Source organism: Streptococcus rifensis, from assembly GCF_053203525.1.
This window is the reverse complement of sequence record NZ_JBRUCW010000001.1, coordinates 125,912-147,686: the sequence shown is the minus strand read 5'-3', so window position 1 is coordinate 147,686 and position 21,775 is coordinate 125,912. Positions and strand designations below refer to the sequence as shown.

Annotated in this window: 24 protein-coding genes and 1 other annotated feature; of the genes, 1 reads left to right on the top strand and 23 read right to left on the bottom strand. The window is 41.0% G+C overall.

The annotated features are described in order from the left end of the window. Window positions 1-95 precede the first annotated feature (95 nt). The 23 genes from ACVRYP_RS00695 to ACVRYP_RS00585 form a co-directional block, all read right to left on the bottom strand. Complete coding sequence (locus ACVRYP_RS00695; RefSeq protein WP_447466892.1) at window positions 96-938, bottom strand: nucleotidyl transferase AbiEii/AbiGii toxin family protein; 843 nt, start codon at window positions 936-938, stop codon at window positions 96-98. Further along, a complete protein-coding gene (locus ACVRYP_RS00690) occupies window positions 935-1,528 on the bottom strand; it encodes a type IV toxin-antitoxin system AbiEi family antitoxin domain-containing protein (protein WP_307122794.1) in 594 nt (197 codons plus the stop codon). The genes ACVRYP_RS00695 and ACVRYP_RS00690 overlap by 4 nt, the downstream gene beginning before the upstream one ends. 233 nt (window positions 1,529-1,761) lie before the next feature. Next, the gene (locus ACVRYP_RS00685; RefSeq protein ID WP_447463844.1) at window positions 1,762-2,397 is read right to left on the bottom strand and encodes a hypothetical protein; all 636 of its coding nucleotides are present in this window, start codon (window positions 2,395-2,397) and stop codon (window positions 1,762-1,764) included. 338 nt (window positions 2,398-2,735) lie between these two features. Further along, on the bottom strand, window positions 2,736-5,540 hold the full coding sequence (locus ACVRYP_RS00680; protein ID WP_447466891.1) for a phage tail tip lysozyme: 2,805 nt from the start codon (window positions 5,538-5,540) through the stop codon (window positions 2,736-2,738). Further along, the gene (locus ACVRYP_RS00675; protein ID WP_447463839.1) at window positions 5,537-7,888 is read right to left on the bottom strand and encodes a VirB4-like conjugal transfer ATPase, CD1110 family; all 2,352 of its coding nucleotides are present in this window, start codon (window positions 7,886-7,888) and stop codon (window positions 5,537-5,539) included. The genes ACVRYP_RS00680 and ACVRYP_RS00675 overlap by 4 nt, the downstream gene beginning before the upstream one ends. After that, window positions 7,845-8,198: a PrgI family protein gene (locus ACVRYP_RS00670; protein WP_307122765.1), complete on the bottom strand. Its 354-nt coding sequence runs from the start codon at window positions 8,196-8,198 to the stop codon at window positions 7,845-7,847. Before ACVRYP_RS00670 ends, ACVRYP_RS00675 begins: the two co-directional genes overlap by 44 nt. Window positions 8,199-8,388: 190 nt before the next feature. Next, a complete protein-coding gene (locus ACVRYP_RS00665) occupies window positions 8,389-9,243 on the bottom strand; it encodes a VirB6/TrbL-like conjugal transfer protein, CD1112 family (RefSeq protein WP_001066429.1) in 855 nt (284 codons plus the stop codon). A 16-nt stretch (window positions 9,244-9,259) separates the two neighbouring features. Beyond that, on the bottom strand, window positions 9,260-9,502 hold the full coding sequence (locus tag ACVRYP_RS00660; protein ID WP_001072180.1) for a hypothetical protein: 243 nt from the start codon (window positions 9,500-9,502) through the stop codon (window positions 9,260-9,262). A gap of 17 nt (window positions 9,503-9,519) precedes the next feature. Next, window positions 9,520-11,340, bottom strand: coding sequence for a VirD4-like conjugal transfer protein, CD1115 family (locus ACVRYP_RS00655; protein WP_447466890.1), 1,821 nt, complete (start codon window positions 11,338-11,340; stop codon window positions 9,520-9,522). Then, a complete protein-coding gene (locus tag ACVRYP_RS00650) occupies window positions 11,340-11,828 on the bottom strand; it encodes a hypothetical protein (protein ID WP_386702837.1) in 489 nt (162 codons plus the stop codon). The genes ACVRYP_RS00655 and ACVRYP_RS00650 overlap by 1 nt, the downstream gene beginning before the upstream one ends. A gap of 76 nt (window positions 11,829-11,904) precedes the next feature. Beyond that, window positions 11,905-12,486, bottom strand: a complete 582-nt coding sequence (locus tag ACVRYP_RS00645; RefSeq protein ID WP_386702839.1) for a CPBP family intramembrane glutamic endopeptidase — start codon at window positions 12,484-12,486, stop codon at window positions 11,905-11,907. A 2-nt stretch (window positions 12,487-12,488) separates the two neighbouring features. Beyond that, on the bottom strand, window positions 12,489-12,722 hold the full coding sequence (locus ACVRYP_RS00640; RefSeq protein WP_447466889.1) for a transcriptional regulator: 234 nt from the start codon (window positions 12,720-12,722) through the stop codon (window positions 12,489-12,491). A gap of 9 nt (window positions 12,723-12,731) precedes the next feature. Next, window positions 12,732-13,115 carry a thioredoxin domain-containing protein gene (locus ACVRYP_RS00635; RefSeq protein WP_447466888.1) on the bottom strand — a complete coding sequence of 128 codons (384 nt, stop codon included), beginning with the start codon at window positions 13,113-13,115 and terminating at the stop codon, window positions 12,732-12,734. Window positions 13,116-13,124: 9 nt separating this feature from the next. Continuing rightward, window positions 13,125-13,553 carry a hypothetical protein gene (locus ACVRYP_RS00630; RefSeq protein ID WP_017649787.1) on the bottom strand — a complete coding sequence of 143 codons (429 nt, stop codon included), beginning with the start codon at window positions 13,551-13,553 and terminating at the stop codon, window positions 13,125-13,127. A gap of 68 nt (window positions 13,554-13,621) precedes the next feature. Next, window positions 13,622-14,044: a hypothetical protein gene (locus tag ACVRYP_RS00625; protein WP_017649788.1), complete on the bottom strand. Its 423-nt coding sequence runs from the start codon at window positions 14,042-14,044 to the stop codon at window positions 13,622-13,624. Beyond that, a complete protein-coding gene (dcm, locus tag ACVRYP_RS00620) occupies window positions 14,025-15,383 on the bottom strand; it encodes a DNA (cytosine-5-)-methyltransferase (RefSeq protein ID WP_447466887.1) in 1,359 nt (452 codons plus the stop codon). The genes ACVRYP_RS00625 and dcm overlap by 20 nt, the downstream gene beginning before the upstream one ends. A gap of 161 nt (window positions 15,384-15,544) precedes the next feature. Further along, window positions 15,545-16,366 (bottom strand): replication initiator protein A, encoded by an 822-nt coding sequence (locus tag ACVRYP_RS00615; protein WP_307122283.1) that lies wholly within the window; start codon window positions 16,364-16,366, stop codon window positions 15,545-15,547. Next, window positions 16,363-16,536, bottom strand: coding sequence for a hypothetical protein (locus ACVRYP_RS00610; protein WP_307122284.1), 174 nt, complete (start codon window positions 16,534-16,536; stop codon window positions 16,363-16,365). The genes ACVRYP_RS00615 and ACVRYP_RS00610 overlap by 4 nt, the downstream gene beginning before the upstream one ends. Window positions 16,537-16,795: 259 nt before the next feature. After that, entirely contained in the window at window positions 16,796-17,167 is a 372-nt protein-coding gene (rplL, locus tag ACVRYP_RS00605; protein WP_447466886.1) for a 50S ribosomal protein L7/L12, read from the bottom strand. A gap of 65 nt (window positions 17,168-17,232) precedes the next feature. Then, window positions 17,233-17,733, bottom strand: coding sequence for a 50S ribosomal protein L10 (rplJ, locus tag ACVRYP_RS00600; protein ID WP_447466885.1), 501 nt, complete (start codon window positions 17,731-17,733; stop codon window positions 17,233-17,235). Between the two features lie 35 nt (window positions 17,734-17,768). Further along, window positions 17,769-17,904 (bottom strand) — a sequence feature (ribosomal protein L10 leader region). Window positions 17,905-17,990: 86 nt separating this feature from the next. After that, window positions 17,991-19,337 (bottom strand): asparagine--tRNA ligase, encoded by a 1,347-nt coding sequence (asnS, locus tag ACVRYP_RS00595; RefSeq protein ID WP_447466884.1) that lies wholly within the window; start codon window positions 19,335-19,337, stop codon window positions 17,991-17,993. A 172-nt stretch (window positions 19,338-19,509) separates the two neighbouring features. Next, window positions 19,510-20,688, bottom strand: coding sequence for a pyridoxal phosphate-dependent aminotransferase (locus ACVRYP_RS00590; protein ID WP_447466883.1), 1,179 nt, complete (start codon window positions 20,686-20,688; stop codon window positions 19,510-19,512). After that, entirely contained in the window at window positions 20,685-21,107 is a 423-nt protein-coding gene (locus ACVRYP_RS00585) for a cell wall elongation regulator TseB-like domain-containing protein (RefSeq protein ID WP_447466882.1), read from the bottom strand. Before ACVRYP_RS00585 ends, ACVRYP_RS00590 begins: the two co-directional genes overlap by 4 nt. Window positions 21,108-21,306: 199 nt before the next feature. Here ACVRYP_RS00585 and ACVRYP_RS00580 point away from each other — a divergent pair, with 199 nt between their 5' ends. Further along, on the top strand, window positions 21,307-21,759 hold the full coding sequence (locus tag ACVRYP_RS00580; RefSeq protein WP_447466881.1) for a MarR family winged helix-turn-helix transcriptional regulator: 453 nt from the start codon (window positions 21,307-21,309) through the stop codon (window positions 21,757-21,759). Window positions 21,760-21,775: the final 16 nt, after the last annotated feature.

Genomic DNA, 21,775 nt, shown 5'->3' with positions numbered 1-21,775 from the left:
ATTATGGTGAAATACTTCATTTATAATCTTTCTTCAGCGAACGTAAAGAAAAATTCATAACCCATCATCTGCAAAGTTCCTGTCAGCATACACTACTAACCCCCTAATTGATTTAAAATAATTGCCACCACTTCTACCGACTCCTCAAAACTAATTTCACTGGCATACCTAAATGATTTTTGATAGCGAGACCAAAGCTGATTCTGATAGTCAGAGCTACGGATTACCTCTAATTGACTTTCCCAATTTATCAAAACATCTAAGCTTTCTCTTTTTTTAGCAGTATTATTTAGAGCAGTTTTCAATATTGGGATATCAATCTCATCTTTTCGAAGGTGATACAATGTGTAGAGGTCATAGCGATCACGAGGTCTAGTTGAAGCAGCTCCTCGACGAATAATCGTTTCTAATTTTTCAGCAAGAACAGTTTCTAAATTATAAGTCCAAACTTCTAGCTTATTCTCTGAAAAAACAGACTGCAATTGATAAGTAATTTCTCGTGGCGTTATCCGATCACCTGTTGTTATATCAATAAAGACAACTTCACGTAGGGTATCGAATGTTGCCTTGAGTTTGAGGGTAAAGCCACCATATTCGTCATCTTGTCGAATTGGCTCTAACATATCAACTTCAAATTGAAAACCTTCAGAAGGTTGACTTACAATTTCTTTGAAGATTTTTTGAATATTTTCCTCGCTAAGAGGTTGACCTTTCAAAGTAACATCTAAATCCATTGTTGTTCGTTTATCTAAGCCAATCATCTGTCCGATAAGGAATCCACCTTTCACAATGAAAGAATCTTTATACCGACTTTCAGAGATGAGTTTTAAGATTTTTTCAATCAAATAGTTCTGCTGAACTTGTTGAACAGGTATCCCTTTTTCTCTTGCGATATTCTTAATTTTCGCTTTGAAGCTATTGGCATTTGAAAATTTCACGACAAGACCTCCACATAAGATTGCAGCTTTTCAGTTACTTTAAATAGTTGTGCATAGTGGTACAACTTGGCATAATTCACAGATCCTTTTTTGAAGTAAGCTTGAAACGCTGGAGCAATGACTTGAACATCAACATGATAAGCTGTTCTCAAACACTCTACCAAAGTTCGTTCCATATCATATACTGAGATAAACTGTCCAGCCTGTCGCTCTAGTTTTATAATACCGATTTCATGATGATTTCTAGCAACAATCGGCTTAACACCAGCTTCTTTCATTAGCCTCGTGTTCGTCCCAAAAGGAAAAGTCATCACAGGTTCAAATGGAACAGTGAGGGAAAGGCCATGTAACCATAGTGCTGTTTCTAAGGAATAAATTCCTTTTGGAAAACGATACTGTAAACTAAAGAAATCATCAATATAGGTATCAGGCAGATGATAAATCCCTCTTTCAATTGATTCCACTTTACCTTTTAAGACCAATTGATTCAGTTGTTGGTAAGAAAAGTTAAGCTCTTCTATATCACGAAAAGTTATAACTCCATTATTTTTTTTTATGTAATTATAGACAGGTTTCTCTAACAAATCCACATTACCACCTCCTAAATAATATGCTAACATTTCACTACAATGTTAGCATATTGTTTAGAAAAAATCAACCACAAATAAAACAATATGCTAACAACATGATGGTTTGTTAGCATATTGTTTTCTATTTCGTCGTAAAGACGACTTGATTTTGGTATCACATCAAAGAAGAACAAAGAAAAAAAAGCCACCCACAAAAAGTGGATGCCCCAATGGTTATCATATCAATATTTCCATTAAGATGGCCAATTAACCTTTCTAGCTTTAGCAGTCTTAAAGCGTTTCTTGTCAACAAGTTTTAGCTCTATTTCTCTACAATTTGTAATTAAGGTGTCGTTGATTTTAAGACTTCTTGGAAAGTATTGGTTCCCTTGTTCCCGCGATAATTCAACGGTATAACTAATACCATTACTTAATTTAAAGACCACAAAATAAATATTATCTCTTCTAAATCGTTTGCCAACTTTTCTATTCAAAATACCATCCGTTGTGTAGAATTTACATTCCATCACATGTAACATTTGATAAAGTAATAATGTTCCAACGATTTTGAATTTATTTTCGTTAAACCAACCATTATCAGCCTTATTTAGACGCTCCAATGTCCAATCATCCTTTAATCCTTCAAAAATACTCCCTGCGTTATTAGTTGGTAAATTAACATGATGATCTCTTGATAATCCTAATAAATGGGGAATAGAGGAATTTGGGACAGAAAGGACAATTTCGGGATAGTCCTCCATATTTGTCTGATAAATGTATTTGTACTGAGAAACATATTTCTCAATAGTATTGGCTAGACGAGACATATCGACATTGAGAATATCAATTTCTCCATCAAAGGTCTCGAGCCATTCCAAAGTATATGTCATTCTATTTTTCTCCTAAAAAAGAGAAGGAAGCAGATGCTTCCTTCTCTTCCACGTATTGAGTTTCACCTCACGCTAGATATGCCCTATCTATTCCTCAAGGGTAGGCAGTCCTGCTATTCTTTTTCTCAACAAACAGTTTGAACTGAGTGCGGAGCCCACAGGCGGGTGCAGACCATATCCACTAGCCCACAAGTAATTTATAACCTTTATTTACTATTATTATACGGGATAATTCCTTATTTGTCAACACCTATGTTCACGCTTAAAGTTTAGATGAGATGATTACTTTGTCCCAAATATCATACAATATTAGGGACAAAAAGACAAGTATTCTAAGATTATTTCGTCGTATAGGCAAAGCTAATCGTACTATCAACTCCTGATAACTTACGGAAGGTATAGTTAGGATTACCATTAACATTGGTCTCTGAGATGAGGAAAGATCCATCTGGGTAAACCTTCTCGACAAAGGCGACATGACCGTATTCTGTTGGCGATCCATGACCTCCTCCCGCAAAGGAAATAATCGCTCCTGCTTTTGGTTGCTTGCCTGTTTCACCACCAAGACGTGCTGCTGTTGCCACCCAATCTTGACCATTCCCCATGGTACTGATGATTGGAATTTTTTCACCGTTTCGGCCTTTGAGTTTCAAGCCCAATTGGTTAATCCGAGCGGCCACTCCCCAAGTACATTGCCCATAGGCATAACCCATACCGTCACCCCCACCTGGAACGGAGTTGTCAAAAAGGTCTCCTCGAACCGCTTCCAGCGCCTTTGGATCACTCTGGGCGGTTCCACCATTTGGTTGGCTAAAGCCTTTCTCAATTTGGTAATACCACTCTGTAGCTCTCGTTTGACGTTCTAAGAGCTTATCACCACTATTTCCCTCCCAATAAATGAGAAAGACTTGGGCAAGGCTAGCTGGGCTTCCTGAATTTTTGAAAAAGTCTTTTAACCAGTTGGTATAGTAAGGATTGTCCCCATTGAGCATAAAATCCAGTTGTAAGCCTAAGTCATACCACTTCTGGTTTTTTCGTTTGGCATACTCTAATAATAAGGTATGCCTGCGTGACCCATCTGCTGTATCTGTCCACTGCCCTAAGCCTAACCCTCGTCTTAGGATATTCGGGAACCTGCCATTATAGATAGCTGGACCATTTAGAGACAACCACCCCTCATCGTCCCAAGAACTATCCGTTGCCCCAACAGGAGGAGATAAGTAGTCGCCTTCAGCTCGTTTGGGATTGATTGAGGATTCTACTGACCAGTTTCCTAAAATAGCCGCAATCGCTTGATTAGTCGCCCCTTGACTCTTCAAATACTCATAGATAGCTTTGGCTCTCGCAAACTCATCGCCTCCAAATTGTCCAATGGTAGGGAGAATCGTCGTTTGGAGTTGAATGACTTTAGGAAAGTAAAAGGCTGGATTAACGTAAACCAGTTTCTCTGAATCATCGTCAACCTTTTGATAGGTCACTTTTAGACCAGATCCATCCTTGGTTTGACCAATCACTTCTCCTGCTTGGACTTTTTGGCCATCGCTCACTCGACCAGTATGGATATTAAACAAGGTCAATTGAGACTTGTTTAGTCCCTTACCTGACGTGATGATAATGTTCTCGCCATCTAGGGAAACCTTACCATCCATGGGAGCCACAATCACTTGATTTTCTTTAGCTTCTAGAATGATATGATGATGAAGCTTTGGCTTGTCATCAATCACCTCATAGCCATAGCGGACCGTCATGGTTAGCGCATCGTCTTCAGTCTGTCCCTGAAATGGATTATCCAATTCTTGGAGGGCAAGGTAGGTACCTTCCTCACTTAATTCCTTTAAGTCTTCTCTATCGTCATCAGAGAGCTTATAGGCAGGCTCCTTACTTAACTCAAGCATAGATTTTAAAGAATCCCCACCGTTTAAGTCCTGCCAAAGTTGACTGAGATAGGCTTGATAAGTCTTATCCCCATTTTCCATGACTTCTTCTAAAGCATAATCTTGATACTTGAGATTCATAAAGCCCATGACGTCATCAATCTTGGTGTAGTAGGTAATGCCAGTGGAGTTAGTTCGGGTGTTTTCCGCATCTTCCCACGTCATATGCGTATAGGCTTTTGTCAGTTCACTCTCATCCTGTTGAATGAGAGTGGTTCCTGAAATTCCTATCACAAAACTCATCATCAGAAGCAAGAAAAACAAGAGACCTGACACCACCCAAGTCATAGGATTAAGGGCAATCGATGAAAAGAAGGTCAGGCTATTCTTAATCGCTTGAATAACCCTTGTTATTCCTGACACACTGTGCCTTCTAGCTTGCTTGAGAAAGGTGTGGTATCGCCTTTTGGGCTTTAGGGGCTTCTGTCGGGTGAACCCTTTCCCCTTTTTAAAGTTCTGATACCGCTCCTTACTATGAGCGACTTTCGTCTTCGTAAACCGAAGACCTGTCTGCCCACTTTTGACAAGGAGTTTTCCTGACTGATAAGTAAATCTCCCATAGCGTCTTCCTTTAATCACAGACTCTTTTAGGGTTCTGATTCCCTCCAAGTCATCATCTTGAGCGACTACATCCAGTGATTCTGAGGCGACATAGCGTAAGCCTCGTTTGACCTTGGTCGAGGGGTTCTTAAACTGATGTGCTTTTTTCAGTTGTTTCACGTCACGCTTAGCTGATTTCACCTCTTTTTCTGCCTGAAGGCGTTCAAGAGGTTTTTCTTTTTGAAACTGAAACCGTGACGTTTTTGATTCTGTTCGCTTTTTCTGATAAGTAAACTTAGAGGTAACAGCCTCCTCTTTTTCGGCCATCTTGACCTCTGCCAAGTGTTTTCTTGCTACTGCTAGGCGCTGTCTAGCTTGAGGAAGGCGATACTTTTTAATTTCCTTACTTTTTAGCCATCTGGGAGACACATAGGCAATCGCTTCCTTAAAGGTATCTGTCGCTAGGTCTTTTTCCTCCTGATAGGTTTGCTTCAGAGTCTGACGTTGTTCCCTTGATTCAGCTTTCTCAGCTCGGCGCATGATAAAGCGTCGTTTCGGAAAAGAGCGTTTCAGCCCCTTCTTCTCCCTGCGGTAATGGATACGGCTAGCCTTTAAACTACTCTGAAAGGTTTTACGGGCAACCTTGACCTTCTCTTGCTCTCTTGTCATTGTTCAGCCCTCATCTTTTCTGGATCGGTACTCATGATGTCAAAGAGTTGGGTTTGAAGTGGGATTTTATTTCTAAAGGGAACAACAGTTGAGCCTGCCTTAATCAATCCAGCTCCCTTTTCTGGATTAACCAAGTATTTCTCAAGTTCTTTAGATAAGCCCAAAAGATGAACCAACTCTTCTCGGTCACTCTTAGCTTGTTTTAGAAGTATCATGAACTCGCTATTAGCGATAATACGTCTGCCGTTGGCATCAAGAAGTAAGGTTTCTACGTTTTGAGTAATGCCTGTTGGAATGGCGCCATACTTACGGACACGGCTCCATAATTTAAAGAAGAAATCAGAAGCGTACTTATCCAGCAACAGAAGCTGCATTTCATCAAAGTAAATCCAGGTCTTCTTGCCAAGTTTTTGGTTTTTAACCACGCGATTCCAAATCTGGTCAAAGATGACCATGAGGGCAATCTGCTTCAATTCATCCCCTAATTTTTTGACATTGTAAATGAGGAAATGGCTATCCGTTTTAATATTAGTACGGTGTGAGAAAATGTCGAGTGACCCTTCCACATAGAGTTCCATGTCAAGGGCTAAGTCCTTGGCTTCTTGTTCAGGTTGTTTAGAAAGAACAAAGACCCATTCCACGAGAGATGGTGTGTCAAAATGTTTATAGGTTAGCCGTGTTACACGGTCAATTAGGGACTTTTCTCGACCGTCCATTTTCCGGTCTAAGAGTTTCCCAATCCAAGACAATAGAAATTCAGATTTGACCTTAATAGGGTCTTCATCCATATTGTCATCGGATAAGTCTAAAACGTTTAAGAAAGTGGTAGAGTCAGGCGCAATGTCAATACTTTCCCCACCAAAGGCTTGACCAATGATACTGTACTCATTTTCAGGGTCTACAATGATGATTTCGGTATCAGTCTCTGCTTCTTTTAACTTGGTTGAGATGATTTCATGCTTAGTCGCCATCCCTTTACCAGCACCTGATGTCCCTAGAATCAATCCTGATGGGGTATTGAGCTTCCCACGGTCAATAGTAATAATGTTACTTGAAAGCTGGTTTATCCCATAAAACTTCCCGCCCTTATCTTGTAGGTCAACAGAGGTCCATGGGGAGTTGACGGCAATGTTTGAGGTCAAAAGAGACCGAGACACACCCTCAAGGTAGTTCTTCCCAAATGGCAATAAGCTATTAAAGGCAGCTTCTTGCATATAGGTCAGATTATCAATCACAAGGTCATTAGAACCTGCCACTTGTTTGATAATATCAAGGGAGTGCTTCAATTGGTCTTCGTTATCCGCAAAGACCCCAATCACAAAGAGGGTGTCAAAGAGCTTGTCGCCTGTTTGCGTCATGGTTTTAATCAGCTCATCGGCTTCATCGATGTTACTTTCTAGGACCTGACTAACCTTTTCAAGATATACGCCAGATCGTGCCATCTTTTGTTGTTCCCCAATTTTTTGCGATTCCATCAAAGTCTTCTTGGTACGGAGCTTGGTCATGGCTTCTGACTTGGCTGACCCTTTGGCATGGAGACTAATCATCACTTCCAAATCCGACTGCATGAGTTCTCGTAAGAACTTATCTCCCAACTCCATCCCATAGTCACGAACATAGACAATCTGAAGCAGTCTATCATCCATTTCAATATGATTTTTGTGCTTAAAGGACAGACTGGTTGGGGCAATAAAGTGCTTGGTTGTTTGTCCTGAACGCACCAGGTCTTGATAAGTAAAGGGCAAATGATTTTCCCCACGCAACATATCAGCCAAGTGATTCACACGGCTTTCTCCACTGAGGAGGGTAAAGTTCGCATCAATTTCAGAAAAACCACTCTTGAAGTATTCCCCAATCTGAGACAGAGAGCGATAAGCGAGTTTCGGATTTTGGTCTGATTTCCCAAAAGAGATGAATTTAACAGCTGAAAAGTTATTTTCTCCAGCTTCAAGGTTATTTTCCATAATACGGTTGAGTTCTTCCCGATAGGTATCGTAGCCATCCTCATGAAAAGGATACAAGACACCCTTTCTAAACTTATCCAAGTTGACCCTCTGGTTAAAAATAGTAAGTTGGAAATTGGTCTTGTCATCCAAACTGTTAATCAAGTCCGAATAGGTTTCCATAATGGCTCCCTTATCCTCCAAACCAACCGTTTGGTAATTGACATCTCCTAAAAGATAGGACTGAGAAAAATAATCTGGGGTGACTTGCATGAGACCATTAGGAAAAAGGGCTTGGTAAAGAAGCGTATTAACAGTTGTTGGTAGCACTTCTTCTTTTGGTTTACGTGTCTTCTTGTGTTTAGAAGAGGTCTTTGGTTTCATTGAGCGATTTGTTTTTTTCACGTTGTATTCCTTTCTGTCCAGTTAGTGTACGGTCTGGTATGGTCATTTCATAATGCCATTTATAATTAAGATACGTTTCAAAAGGTAAGTCATTAGGGCGATAGACCCCAAATAACATGAGGGGAATGGTAAAAGTAAAGATAAGACCATAGACAAACCAATCCCCAAATTGCCAATAAAAGAGGTTTAACCCTAAAATCAGGATGGTAATAGCAATGGCTGGTAATACAAAAATAACTTGTCGTGTGGTAAAACCTAGCCAAGCCCTGTGTTGAACTTTTGTGATGTCCTTAAAAACACGTGTATTCATAAGTATTATCTCCTTCTTTGATAAAAGGACTAAGATGGAAATCTCAGTCCAGTTTGAATGGTTTAATGAATTTGACGCAGTAGACGTCTGAACTCTCTTCGCTAGTTCCTAGCTATGACAGTTCTAGTCGTCCTTGCGGAGGTAGGACGACGTAATCGACTGCAAAGCAGTACCGATTCCTGTCCTACTCTCACATGCCTAGGATACTTCTCGCAGTCCGTTGACTGCCCACCAAGGCAATGATCAATAAAATAGCCTGAACTAAACCACCAAAGGCAGTCGCTAGCGTCTCCATCACTCCCGCCCCATTTGAGAGAGCCAATTTCCCAGCTGATTCAAAGAGGGGAACAAGGGAGATGATTAAGAAAATCAAGACACCTTGGAGAGCATAGACCATGATGTTTTTCAGGTAGCCAATCCCAACGCTTCGCCAATCGTCACTAAGGAAAGTCGGAATCGTTAAAGGCGCAAATGGAATCATGAGATAAAGTTGGATAAAGCGAATGGTAATGAGGAGATTCACCACCATCACACTAACCAATCGCACTAACCATATCAGAATGGCAAAAAAGCCAACAATGAGTTTTCCAATAATTCCTGACCCTTTAAGTCCTGAAATGGTCTCATAAGTCGTTCCCCCATGAGAAACGACACCAGCTACGCCTTCAATGATGTGAGAAGCAACGGCTAAGATGGCTTCTACAATAACGGTGGTGTTTGTAATGACCACAGCCACCATGATATAAGAGACAATCATAGGAGCAATAGCTTCAAAAGTCATGGCACCACCTGAGTTGGCGATTTTCTTAGCCATCTTCGAGAACTCAAGGACTAAAACGACTGCTAAAATAGCCACTCCCAATGGTTGCATCACTCCTTTTGTGATAGCTGACATATAAGACCAAACGGTTGGGTTATAATCCGCAAGGGATTTGACCAAGTTGGCCGTCGATTCCAAGTCAACGTTAAAGCCTTCAAATAGGCTATCGCTTGAAATTTTCTCCGAGGCTAGAAAGACAAAAGATGAAGGTAATGTGTTGTTCATGTCATACTTAGCCCTCCTAAATGGTAATTTGGGTGATGAAGGCACCTGCGGCACCTACCATAACACCCCCCACAATTTCTAAGATGGCATTGCGGACACCAGGTCCACCATCCTTGATATTGGTTGATAGGTTAATAATGCCCATGACGACAAGAAAGGCGCCTGTCGCAACCATTCCTTTTTGTAAGAGCGCCATGGCTTGGGCAAACATGGAACTAGCGTCCACGCCATAAACAAAGCCTGTTAATTTTTGGTTCATACGATTCCTCTTTTCTATTAGTGTAGTGTGTTTTCTGTACTTAAATCTCTGACCTTATGGTCAGAGGGTTCAAACGGAACTTCCTCTGTTTCTAGTGGGTCAATGTGGTAATGCCACCAACGTTCATCTGACTCCTTATCCGCCAGGTATTGCCAGTTCTTATGTTTCAAAGGAAAGAACTTTTTCTCCTTAAAAACAGGAACCCCTGCAATTCTCACCAAGCACTCATCACGTTTCATTTTTCCAATTTCATCAGGAGTCATGAGATCCCTTGCAATTTTCTGATGAGACGTTGACCCAGACCCTGTTTGGCCATATGACCGACTGGTACTTCTCACATCAATGGTTTGTTTGCCTAAGAGACCACTCATGAACTTGAAGGTCTCTTCATCATTGCCACCAAGATAAAGCAAACTGTCACAGTTTCCTAGAATGGTTTTCCAAGCCTCCTTCTCCTTATAAAGCCCTTGAAGTTGGGCAATGTTTTGAAGAATGGGTACGAGACTCATGTTCCGTGAGCGAACTGTTGAGGTTTGTTCCGCAAAGTCTGGAATTTCACCGACATTGGCAAATTCATCTAGATAACTTCTGACGTGGATAGGCAGTTGCCCCTTAAAGTCCACATCAGCTTGTCTCGTTAAGGTTGAAAAGACGGTGGAGAAAAAAAGGGCTGAAAGAAACCGAAAGGTGGTGTCATTATCTGGAATAACGAGATAGACCATGGTTTTCTGCGTTCCCCATGTTTTTAAGTCCAAGGTGTCACGTTTGGTTAAATCAATGACGGATTGGATATTAAAGAGGGCAAACTTAGCTGTTGTGACAGCAATCACCGAATCCAAGGTCTTATCCTTGTAGTTTTGGAAGTCTGCCCAGTTACGCATGGTGAAGTTTTCTGTCCCATATCTCTTGGCATAGGTCTCAAACATCACTTCTAAGACACTCTTATCTTGATTTTCTCCTTTGGATAAGAGCTTGATGAGTTTTCCAATTTCAGAAAAAGAGGGGTAACGCCCACTCTTACGACGACTGTCTGCTTCTTCCTTTGTACTACCTGGAGGATTGTAAAAATCCACCAAGTAAGAGGAAATGGCTCTCACTAAGGTCATGGAAGCTTCATCCCAAAAAGGATCACTGCGACTGCCATTGCCTTTGGTATTATTGAAATAGACCGTAAGCATACGGTTCAAATCATTCTCCGTTTCCACATAACGAAAAGGATTAAAGCCATCTGAGTTAATCATGTTTACAAGGTCTAAGACCTTGACCTGATAGCCATGCTCTAAAAAGAGCTTCCCTGTCTTTTCAGCTAAGTGATCCTTAGGGTCAACGACAATATTGGAACAGTTTAGCTGAATCAGATTGGGTTTGACAAATCGAAAGGTCTTCCCGCTACCAGACCCACCAATGACCACAAGGTTCTTGTTTCGGTCAAACTGTGGGGCTTTCTTTTCTAACAGGGTTAGCCTAACATTTCGTGACAAAATGGTGTCATTAAAGGGATTCTTACTGAGAAAGGATTTACGCTCACGATTGTTTCCAAAGCGAGCAGAACCATACTCAGCCCCTTCCCGGTAAACCTTTTGACCAGTTGAAACATAAAGATAGACTAGGCCCATCGTCACAAGCCCAAAGCAAAAGCCTAAAACTGATTTGCCAGTGAAATTTCCATTCCACAAGGGATTTAAGACCTGATTCTGTCCCTCTCCTAAGAGATAGACAAGACGTTCCAAGGGCGGTTGATTAGGTAGACTATCGTAAAGCAAGACTAGTCTATGGCAGAAATAGCCAAGAGCAAGTCCTAATACGCCAAAAATAAAGGCTTTTTTCCCTGAGACCATTAGAGAATGACCTCCTTTGTTTTCACAGCAGAGGGTTCTGACATCACAATCTGTTCCTTGGCTTGTGCGATTTCCTCATCAAGAGTTTTATCCATAGTTAGCCCTTTCAGTTTTTCTGGATTGGAAACCAACTTCTGAAGCAACTCATCTAAGTGCTTGTCTAAGAGCGACTTATCCTTAGCATAGAAATGAAGGTAATCTCCTTGCCAACTAATGGCAATAGGAAGGTGCTCTGACTGCACCAATTCCTTAAATTTTTCGACATCAACGGGTTTATCCAAGATGTCTTTTGAGATATTCAGCGACTCAATGGCATAAGGACTTTGAAGGAGTTCTTCTAACTTTTGAACCCCAATCTTATAAGCCGAGTCTTGTGCTAGGGCGTGTCTAGCTGACCACTCTAAGAGTTTGAGAAGGACCTTTACCGTAAACATAGCACTCCGTTCCGCATATTGAATAGCTTGGCGTTCCTGTTGTTCGGATGACATCATTTCCTCCTTTATATGATTCCCCATCAAAACAATAGGGTGCTTTCATGATACGAAAGCACCCTTGATTTTGGTATCACAATATAGATAGGAGAAAAGCGATACTGTTCCAAGACAGATGAACGAGAGTTGAGTTCAAGCAGTCTGTTTGCCCTCTCACCACACCAAGTGTGAGACCTAAACTCCCATAAAGCACCCAAGTGAATAAACTAGAGGGGTGGTGGGCTAAGGCAAAGAGGAGACTCGTTAACACAACTTGACTCATTGGTTGAGACAAGAGTCCCCACAACACTTCTCGGTAAAAGACTTCTTCCACGACACTGGCATTAAGGAGAAAAAGAATAAAGGACAGAACAGGAATCTGGTTTTGAACAATCACTAACGTTTCTTGATTTGCCTCACTTCCTGAAAACATAGCACTCATGATAAGAGCAATACTTACCATGACACCTAGACTACCAAGTACCCAAAGCCCTCTCTCCTTCAAGGATAGGTTTCTTTTCGGTATCTTAAACCTTTTCCAGCTCCACAATAGCAGGGCTAGAAACGTCACTTGTAAAACTGTTAACCATGCCCCATTTAGCAAACCAACTAGGTACACACTCACTAGGAAGACATTAACATGAATGGCTCCGTACATGACTACTAAACGTTTCATCTCTACCTCCTAAACAAATCTTCATAGTCAATCTCTAAGACGGTCACTATTGTCTCCACCCATTTGACTTGTGGCATGAGACGATGAGATTTGTAGTGACGAAAGGTTTGGTAGAGGCGCTTAAACTCACTAGGGTAGACGTATTGTCCCTTAAACATCTGTCGAGCAAGGTCAGCCCATGACAGTCCTTTTTCCATAACGATAATTTCCAAATTTTCCCAAAAGCGTTCGTTCATAGCTCCTCCTTATGTCGTCATGTCCTTAAAAAGATATTCACGAAAGGAAACCACTTTTTGACTTCTCGGAAGAAAGGTCCTCGCTTCTTCTAAACTCATATCGGGATACACGTTATCCTCACAAACCACAAGTGGGAGACGAAGATTCTGGTCAGGTTTCCGTAGAACTACCGTCACTAACTCACTCAATTTCATCTCTCTATGACCTTTAAATCGTTGTAGCGAAGGGGATAAGAGCGTAAAACAATCACTGCTTTTGGTAAACAACCTCAGTAATTCTTCACGTGATAGATGACTCACTTCTTTACAGGAGTAGGAAATACCATGCGAGTCACAAAAAGACAGGAGTTTTTGATTCCGACTGGTATTTCGACTTAAATAGATTTCTAACATCGCTTCCTCCTACACAGATAGCTCCTTCTCTAATGCTTGAGTTGGTGGGGTAAACACCTTACTCATATCAATAGGTGACATGCCTTCACCGTAGCATTTAATTGTTATAAGACATTGGACCATTTCATATTGACCTTTGTATTTGTACAACTGACCATAAGTTCTGAATGCTAAATGATTTTCATCTGTTAAAAAGGCATCCCCACCATTTTTTAGATCCTCATTCTGAATAAATTCTTGATAATTCTTAAGATTTGATTCAAACAGCTTTGGTGAAATTTTCTCTTTGTGATAACTATCCTCGTAGACGACCATGACATCACAATCATAGTCTGGTAGACTAGCAATTAGGCTGTCCTGTCGTTCTGTTTCAGCATAATGTATTTCTAACTCAAGATCTGAGCAGTCTAAGATACTTTTTTCATGTAGTAATTTCATGTTTCTTCCTCTTCAACCTTTCTATTGGTTGTCATTCTTAGATTTTTGATAGCCTATACCTAGACCATCTATACGATTAGCACCATTTCTTGAGTTGGTGGTGTGAACACCTTACTCATATCAATCGGTGACCTGCCTTCCCCAAAACATGTCACAGTCACAAGTGCCGTTAAGATACCAACATTTTCCTGATATGAATAGCTCTGACCATAGACTTTAAAAGCTAGATCGTTCTCTTCAGTTAAAAAGACATCCACTCCATTTATAAGGTCTTCATTTTGGAGTAACTCTTCTATACGATGTAAGTTTGACTCTAAAAAGTAAGGCGACCAATAATTTTTATGATAGTCATCAATATAGGTTACTGAAAGTTCACAGTCATAATCTGGTAACTCAAAGACTAAATTCATGATATTATCCATTTCTTCTTGATGAATGGCTTCTTCCAGTTCTGTGCATTCCCTAATACTCTTAGTGTGTAATAATGTCATGTTCTTCTTCCTCTTCAATCTTTCTAAATTCTCTAGCAATGGCTTCAATAACGGTTACGGTCACGCTATTTCCGGCCTGTTTATACAACTGACTTTTACTGGATACGCTCTCTGCCCTTTGATAAGCCCAATCAGGAAATCCTTGGAGCCTGAAACACTCTCTTGGGGTTAGGCGTCTGATTCTCAACCGATACAGTTTTCCATCTAGGATTATTCCAGTCACTTCATACCACTTGTCCTTACGGTATTCCAAAGCAGCAACAACCACTCCCATATTGTCAGAAGTTGTTAAAGTATTTGAAATCCCCTTTCCCACTCGTCCTCTGCGTTTGGTAGACTCTGGGGAAGCAAGGTTGACAGAATCTCCCACTATTGCCTTGGCATAGCCTAGTTTGGTCGCTTCCCTAATTTTCAAATGTGGCGCTTCTTCACGACAGAGAATCTTAGGAACTTTATCCCCTCCTTGCATGGTTGTCAACGTTGGAGAAAGCCCTGAAAGATCATAAACTCGTCCAGTTTGGATAAAAGAAGTTGGTAAAGTTCCTGCGACAACTACACCATGCCGATCTTGGCTAGTTAAAGTAAACATTGGATCATCGTTCCCTTTAAAGCGCCTCCCATGTTGGCGTTTTTCTAGCCTATCAGGAGTTAAAACAGGAATGGCAATTTTAGTTCCCTCACCTTTTCCTCTGGTTAAGATTGGTGCTATCCCACGTGATAAATAGACTTCTCCATTCATCCCTTTGCCTGACGGATTAACATTACCTAATCGTTCAAGACTAGCTGAGCTGTTTTCTCCTCTGAGAGGAAATAGGAATCGGGGACGGTATCTTCTAGAATGTCCGACAATAAAAATTCTTTCACGGTTTTGCGGCACCTGGAAATCTTTACTGTTAAGCACCTGCCATTCGACATCATACCCCAACTCATCCAATGTGGCGAGGATTGTTCGAAATGTCTCTCCCTTGTCGTGACTGAGTAAGCCCTTGACATTTTCGAGGAATAAAAAACGTGGTTGGATCTGTTTGGTCGCTCGAGCAATCTCAAAGAACAAAGTTCCCCTAGTATCCTCAAATCCCAATCGTCTGCCTGCGAGTGAAAATGCCTGGCAAGGGAATCCCCCACAGATGATGTCCACTTGCCCTCTAAGTTGTCTAAAGTCTTGGTCTGTGACTTGTCTAATATCATGAAATTCAATTTCTCCTTCGGTCTCATAGATGGCCTTGTAAGATTTCCTCGCAAACTTATCAATCTCACAAAAGCCAATACACTCATGGCCTTGCCGAGTTAACCCCAGTCGAAAGCCTCCAATTCCTGCAAACAAATCTAAAAACTTCATGTCTCTCATTCCTTTCTGACAAAATTAAAAAGGACCTTACTTCTTGCGTAACGTCCTTTCTTAACAATGATCTTCCATTTCTGGGGCAGTTATAAGTTCAAAAATAAACCAAATCATTCCTAATCCCCAAATACTTAATAATATCCACCAAAACATCTTACTCACCCCCCTTTTAGGTCTTTTAAGCGTTGGACCTTAGTCCATTCGGATAAGACGCCATTAAAGACATATTCCGCTATCGTTTCTGTTCTGTCCGCAAACCTCATATTCTCTAAAGCGTACTGATACCGATGATCAAAATAAATCATGGCATAATCACTAGCAGCCTGTGATAGACCAACTTGTCTCAACTGATCATGTACCAAGCCCCAAATGTAATCTCTGTCGTATCTTGTGACTCTGTCTACTTTACGTTGAAAATTGTCATTGTCACATTTCATACTTGTTAGACTTTCTTTCTCCTCCTCGTTCTCAATGACTGACTCACTCTCTTTAGTTTCACTCATATCAGTCTCACTAACTTCAGTCTCACTAGTGGCTGAATTTAAGACTGGCCCCGGCTGATTTTGATACCCCCCTGGTATTTTTTGAACACTACCCCCGTCTGAATTTAAGACTGGGGTAGCTTCATGTTCCAACTCCCCTAAGTAAATCTTATTAGCCATTCGCCCTTTTTCACTGGAAGACTGTTGGACTTCATCAATCAAGCCATACTCTCGTAAGGTTTTCTTAATCGTCAGTAACTTTGACTTGGAACAGCCAAGTAGTGCCATGAGCTTGGAGTTGGAATAGACCAAATAGATAGCCCCATCTTCATCAATCCAACCTTTACTCAGAGATAATTCCAAGCGATCTTTGAGAACAGCATAAGCTACTTTAACTTCAAGTTTCATGTCCTTATATCGATCACTCTCAAACAAAAGTTTTGGGAGCTTATAGTAACGCTCTGACGTTTGATAGTGATTTGCGGTAATACGTTTCATGATTGTCCCTCCAACACTAATAAACCGACATTTCCTAACTCATCAAATTGAATTAGCCCTGACTCTTCCATTTCAGTAATTAACTGAGTTGCTTTCTCAATATTTATTCCCATGATAGCAATGAGATGACACATCACGATTTGACGTGATGACTGTTCTTCCTTCTGCATGTTTTTCCTCCTGAAAATAAAAAAAGCGAGAACACTTATTGAAATGTTCTCGCTCACATAAAAATATATTTCTACAAATACAAATGTTGAAGAATAGCAATTCTGCACAGTATATTTATATAAAAATAAAAATCCTGCCAAAGATTTTTTGGCAGGATTTTTGGCAGGAAACCAAATCAAATTATCAGTTTCTTTAAATCGCTATAAGCTCTAAAAGACTGGTAAATCGGGCTTCCGCTCTCAAATTGCTATGTGCTTCTTATTTAAGAGTTACGCTAGCGCCAGCTTCTTCAAGCTTAGTTTTGAATTCTTCTGCTTCTGCAGCAGCAACGCCTTCTTTGATAACGCCTGGTGCGCCATCAACAAGTTCTTTAGCTTCTTTAAGACCAAGACCTGTGATTTCACGAACAACCTTGATAACGCCAACTTTTTTGTCGCCAGCAGCAGTCAATTCGATATCGAATGAATCTTTCGCTTCTGCAGCACCAGCATCTCCGCCACCAGCAGCTACAGCTACAGGAGCAGCTGCAGTTACACCAAATTCTTCTTCGATAGCTTTTACGAGTTCGCTCAATTCAAGGATTGAAGCTTCTTTAATGTCAGCAATAATGTTTTCAATGTTCAATGCCATTGTAATTTCCTCCAAAATGTTTTTAAATAAAATAGTATTTTTGTAGTCTTAAGCTACTAACAGCCTTAGGCTGCATTTTCTTTGCTGTCTGCGACAGCTTTGACAGCGAGTGCCACGTTGCGAACAGGCGCTTGAAGTACTGAAAGGAGCATAGACAGCAACCCTTCGCGGCTTGGCAATGTTGCAAGGGCTTTGACGTCTTCCACTGAAGCGACTTTACCTTCGATAGCACCACCTTTGATTTCAAGTGCATCTGCAGTCTTAGTATAATCAAAAATAACTTTCGCAGGTGCAACGACATCTTCGTTAGAAAATGCAACAGCTGTAGGACCAACGAAAACATCGTTCATACCTTCCAAACCAGCTTTTTCAGCTGCACGGCGCAAGATACCATTTTTGATAACTTTGTACTCGATTCCTTCGTTACGCAAGTTACGACGAAGAACAGTGTCTTGTTCTACAGTCAAACCACGGGCGTCTACGACAACGATAGATGCTGCTGCTTTCATTTTTTCTGCAACAATATCAACGAGTTCTGCTTTTTTAGCAATACTTGCTTGGCTCATTAGTTTACCTCCGTTTTTATTTTGGCTGGGTGGGTCTTTCCAAAGAAAAAACGCGCCCAGACCTAGACACGAAAGTACAAATGTTAAAAATTTTAGTTAACGATTTGTGCCTCGGCAGGATGTTTATGGATTAAATCCCCCTGCTGTCTTAGGTCAGTTTTTTCAAACTCCTTACATTCTACCATAATTTCGGAATAAAGCAAGCATTTCGCATGTTTTTATGAAAAAAGAGCGCTGACGCGCCCTCAAAATCAGTTTTAAGGTTTAATCCGATGCAACATCCGTGGGAATGGAATGGCTTCACGAATATGCTTGGTTCCTGCTACAAAGGTTACCATCCGCTCCAGACCAAGTCCAAATCCACAGTGTGGGACTGACCCATATTTACGGAGATCAAGGTAGAAAGCGTAATCTTCTGGATTAAGGCCTTCTTCTTCGATTTTGGCTAAGAGCTTGTCGTAGTCGGTTTCACGCTCAGACCCACCGATAATTTCACCATAACCTTCTGGTGCCAAAAGGTCCGCACAGAGCACGCGCTCTGGGTTTCCAGGAACTGGTTTCATGTAAAAGGCTTTAAAGCTTGCTGGGTAGTTAACCACGAAGGTTGGCACGCCAAAGTAATTGGAAATCCACGTTTCATGAGGTGAACCAAAGTCATCGCCATGTGCGATTGGCTCGTAGTCTGCATCCTCGTCGTTAGCATGTTCTTGTAAGAGTGTAATCGCATCGTCATAGGCCACGCGCTTGAACGGTTCTGCCACATAGCGTTTCAGTGCGTCGATATCACGTTCTAAGGTTTCCAATGCTTGTGGAACACGGTCAAGGACACCTTGGATTAAAGCTTTAACATAGGCTTCTTGCAAATCAAGAGATTGGTCATGCGTCAAGAATGGGTACTCAGCATCCATCATCCAGAATTCTGTCAAGTGACGACGAGTTTTCGATTTTTCCGCACGGAAAACTGGCCCAAAGTCATACACACGTCCAAGCGCCATTGCTCCTGCCTCAAGGTACAACTGACCTGATTGACTAAGGAAAGCTGGAGTTCCAAAATAATCTGTTTCAAAAAGCTCAGTAGTATTTTCAGCAGCATTTCCTGACAAAATTGGGCTATCGAACTTGATAAAGCCGTTTTTGTCGAAGAACTCTGTTGAAGCCATCAAAATGGCATTACGGATTTGCATAATAGCCGTTTGACGACGCGAGCGCAGCCAGAGGTGACGGTGATCCATTAAGAAATCTGTCCCATGCTCTTTTGGTGTAATCGGATAATCCACAGATTCCCCAATCACTTCTATATCCGTCACATCAAGCTCATAACCAAACTTAGAACGCTCATCTTCTTTGACAATACCTGTCACATAAACAGATGTTTCTTGACTAAGGCGTTTGATTGTATCAAACTTAGCAGCTCCTTCTTCTTCACCAAATTTTTCTAAAAAGTTTGGCTTAAAAGCTACGGCTTGGAAAAAAGCAGTTCCATCTCGAAGTTGTAGAAAAGCAATTTTTCCTTTTCCTGATTTATTAGCAACCCATGCACCAATGATCACTTCTTGGCCAACATATTGCGGAATATCTTTAATGGTTATTAGTTCTGTAGACATTTCTCTCTGTAGTTCTCTTTCTCTATGGTTTAATCGTGTCGTCCAAGGAATTCTATCAGTCACCTGACAGCCATAATTGGACCTAACGAAGCAAATCCGAGTGGAAACGTCCTATACCAAAGAATTTGGCCAAACGTCTTAGAACACTCGGTGCTCGTTTATTGTGAGTTTATTAAGCTTCCATATAGGCTTTAATGCGACGGACGGCCTCTTTTAAGGTTTCTAAATCAGTAGCATAGCTCAGACGCAGATTATTGGGCGCACCAAATCCATCACCTGTGACGACAGCTACACCTGTTTCTTCTAGAATAGCATCCGTAAAATCAGTGACATTGGCATAGCCCTTCATCTTCATCGCCTCAGAGACATCTGGGAAGAAATAAAAGGCTCCTTGGGGCTTAAGACAGCTAAAGCCAGGGATTTCAGTCAAAAGAGGGTAAATCGTATTGAGACGCTCTTCAAAGGCTTGACGCATTTCTTCGACTGAATCTTGTGGACCTTCCAAAGCTTCAATGGCCGCGTATTGAGCTGCTGCTGTTAAATTAGAAGTCGTTTGACTGATCATTTTAGCCATGCTAGAGATGATTTCTGAATCCCCTGTTGCATAACCAACCCGCCATCCTGTCATGGAGTAAGATTTAGAAACACCATTAACGACAATCGTCTGCTTGCGAATAGCTCCTGACAAGGATGAAATAGGTGTAAATTGGTTTCCATTGTATACTAGTCGACCATAAATATCATCCGCCAGAATCAAGACATCATGTTCCACAGCCCAATCACCGATGGCCTGTAACTCATCACGATCGTATATCATTCCCGTAGGGTTTGATGGTGAATTTAGCAGGAGCACTTTTGTTTTATCCGTTCTGGCTGCTTCAAGTTGGTCTACTGTTGCTTTAAAAGCGTTTGTTTCTGTAGCCTCCACGAAAACAGGCACACCTTCAGCGAGTTTAACTTGATCAGCATAACTCACCCAGTATGGCGTCGGTATGATCACTTCGTCCTCAGGATCAAGAACCGCCATGAAGAAAGCATAGAGAATGAACTTAGCCCCTGTCCCGGCGACAATTTGATTCGGTGCTAAAGAATAACCATAAAAGGTTTCAAAGTGCTTGCTAATGGCCTGTTTTAAAGCAGGTAAGCCACTCGCTACTGTATAAAAACTCGCTGTCCCATCTTGGATAGAGGCAATCGCAGCATTCTGAATGTGAACAGGTGTTATAAAATCAGGTTCACCAACCGTTAAACTAAGAATATCACGACCTTCTGCTTTTAATGCTTTCGCTTTAGCAGCAGCTTTTAAGGTGATGCTTTCTTCCATCTCTCTAATGCGCTTTGACAGTTTCATATATCCTCCTCGGAGACTTGTTCTCCTGTTTTAAAATTAAAATAAAAGAATTGCCCATCGGAAAAAACTTCCCAAACAGGCTGATTATCAATAATTCCTAAAGTCACCCGCTTAATTTGCTGAGTTCCTAGTTTCTGAACAGCTTCTTTCACTTCATTTGCTGAAACACCTTCCTCAGCTGAAAAAGTAAGAATTTGTCCACCGTCTTGAGGGATGAGAACATGTATGTCTTGACTATCTGTCGATCCAGACAAGCTATAATAGCTTTCATCAAAATGAAACAGAGAGTAAGAGTCGACCGTCTCTAAGCCAGTGTACTGGTTCGCGATTTTGATGGCTTCTTCCTTGTCCTTGCGGTAGGGCCTTATGATGACAAAAAGACTAATTGCTGAAGTTACAAAGAGAGTTAATAGTAACATTAGCCCTCCAATCAACAATTGCTTTTTAACAGTAAATGGCTTCAACACTGAATTCACCCCAAAATCTTTCTCCCCATTATACCAGAAATAGGAAGAATTTTCTAATATTTTAGAAAAAAAGGTTTCATTTATGAAAGTTATTTTACAGCAATAGTCAAAATGGCTTGTTTGTTCAACTAAAACTTGCTACAATATAGGCATGAAAAAGAATGACATCGATACTATTATAGAAGCTAATCGCTCTGCACTAAACAGCGTGATTGCACTCAGACGAACTGTCCATACTATTACACTCCTCGAATCCCCCTTAATCAAACAGCATGGGATTACACTGACCCAATTTGGAGTGCTTGAGATTCTCTATAACAAAGGAGACCTCCGAATTCAGGATTTAATTGATAAAATGTTAACGACATCAGGAAATATGACGGTTGTCGTCAAAAATATGATTCGAGATGGTTTGATTACAAGACATCCCAATCCCCTTGATAAGCGAGCATGCTTGATTAGTCTGACAGACAAGGGAAGGGATTTTATAGAAACGATTTTACCAGATCATTACCAAAACGTTGGTCGCATTTTTAGTGTCTTGACCGATGAAGAACAAGACCTTTTAGTTAGTCTCCTCAAAAAATTTAAAAACTTGAGCTAATTTATTGCTAATTAGT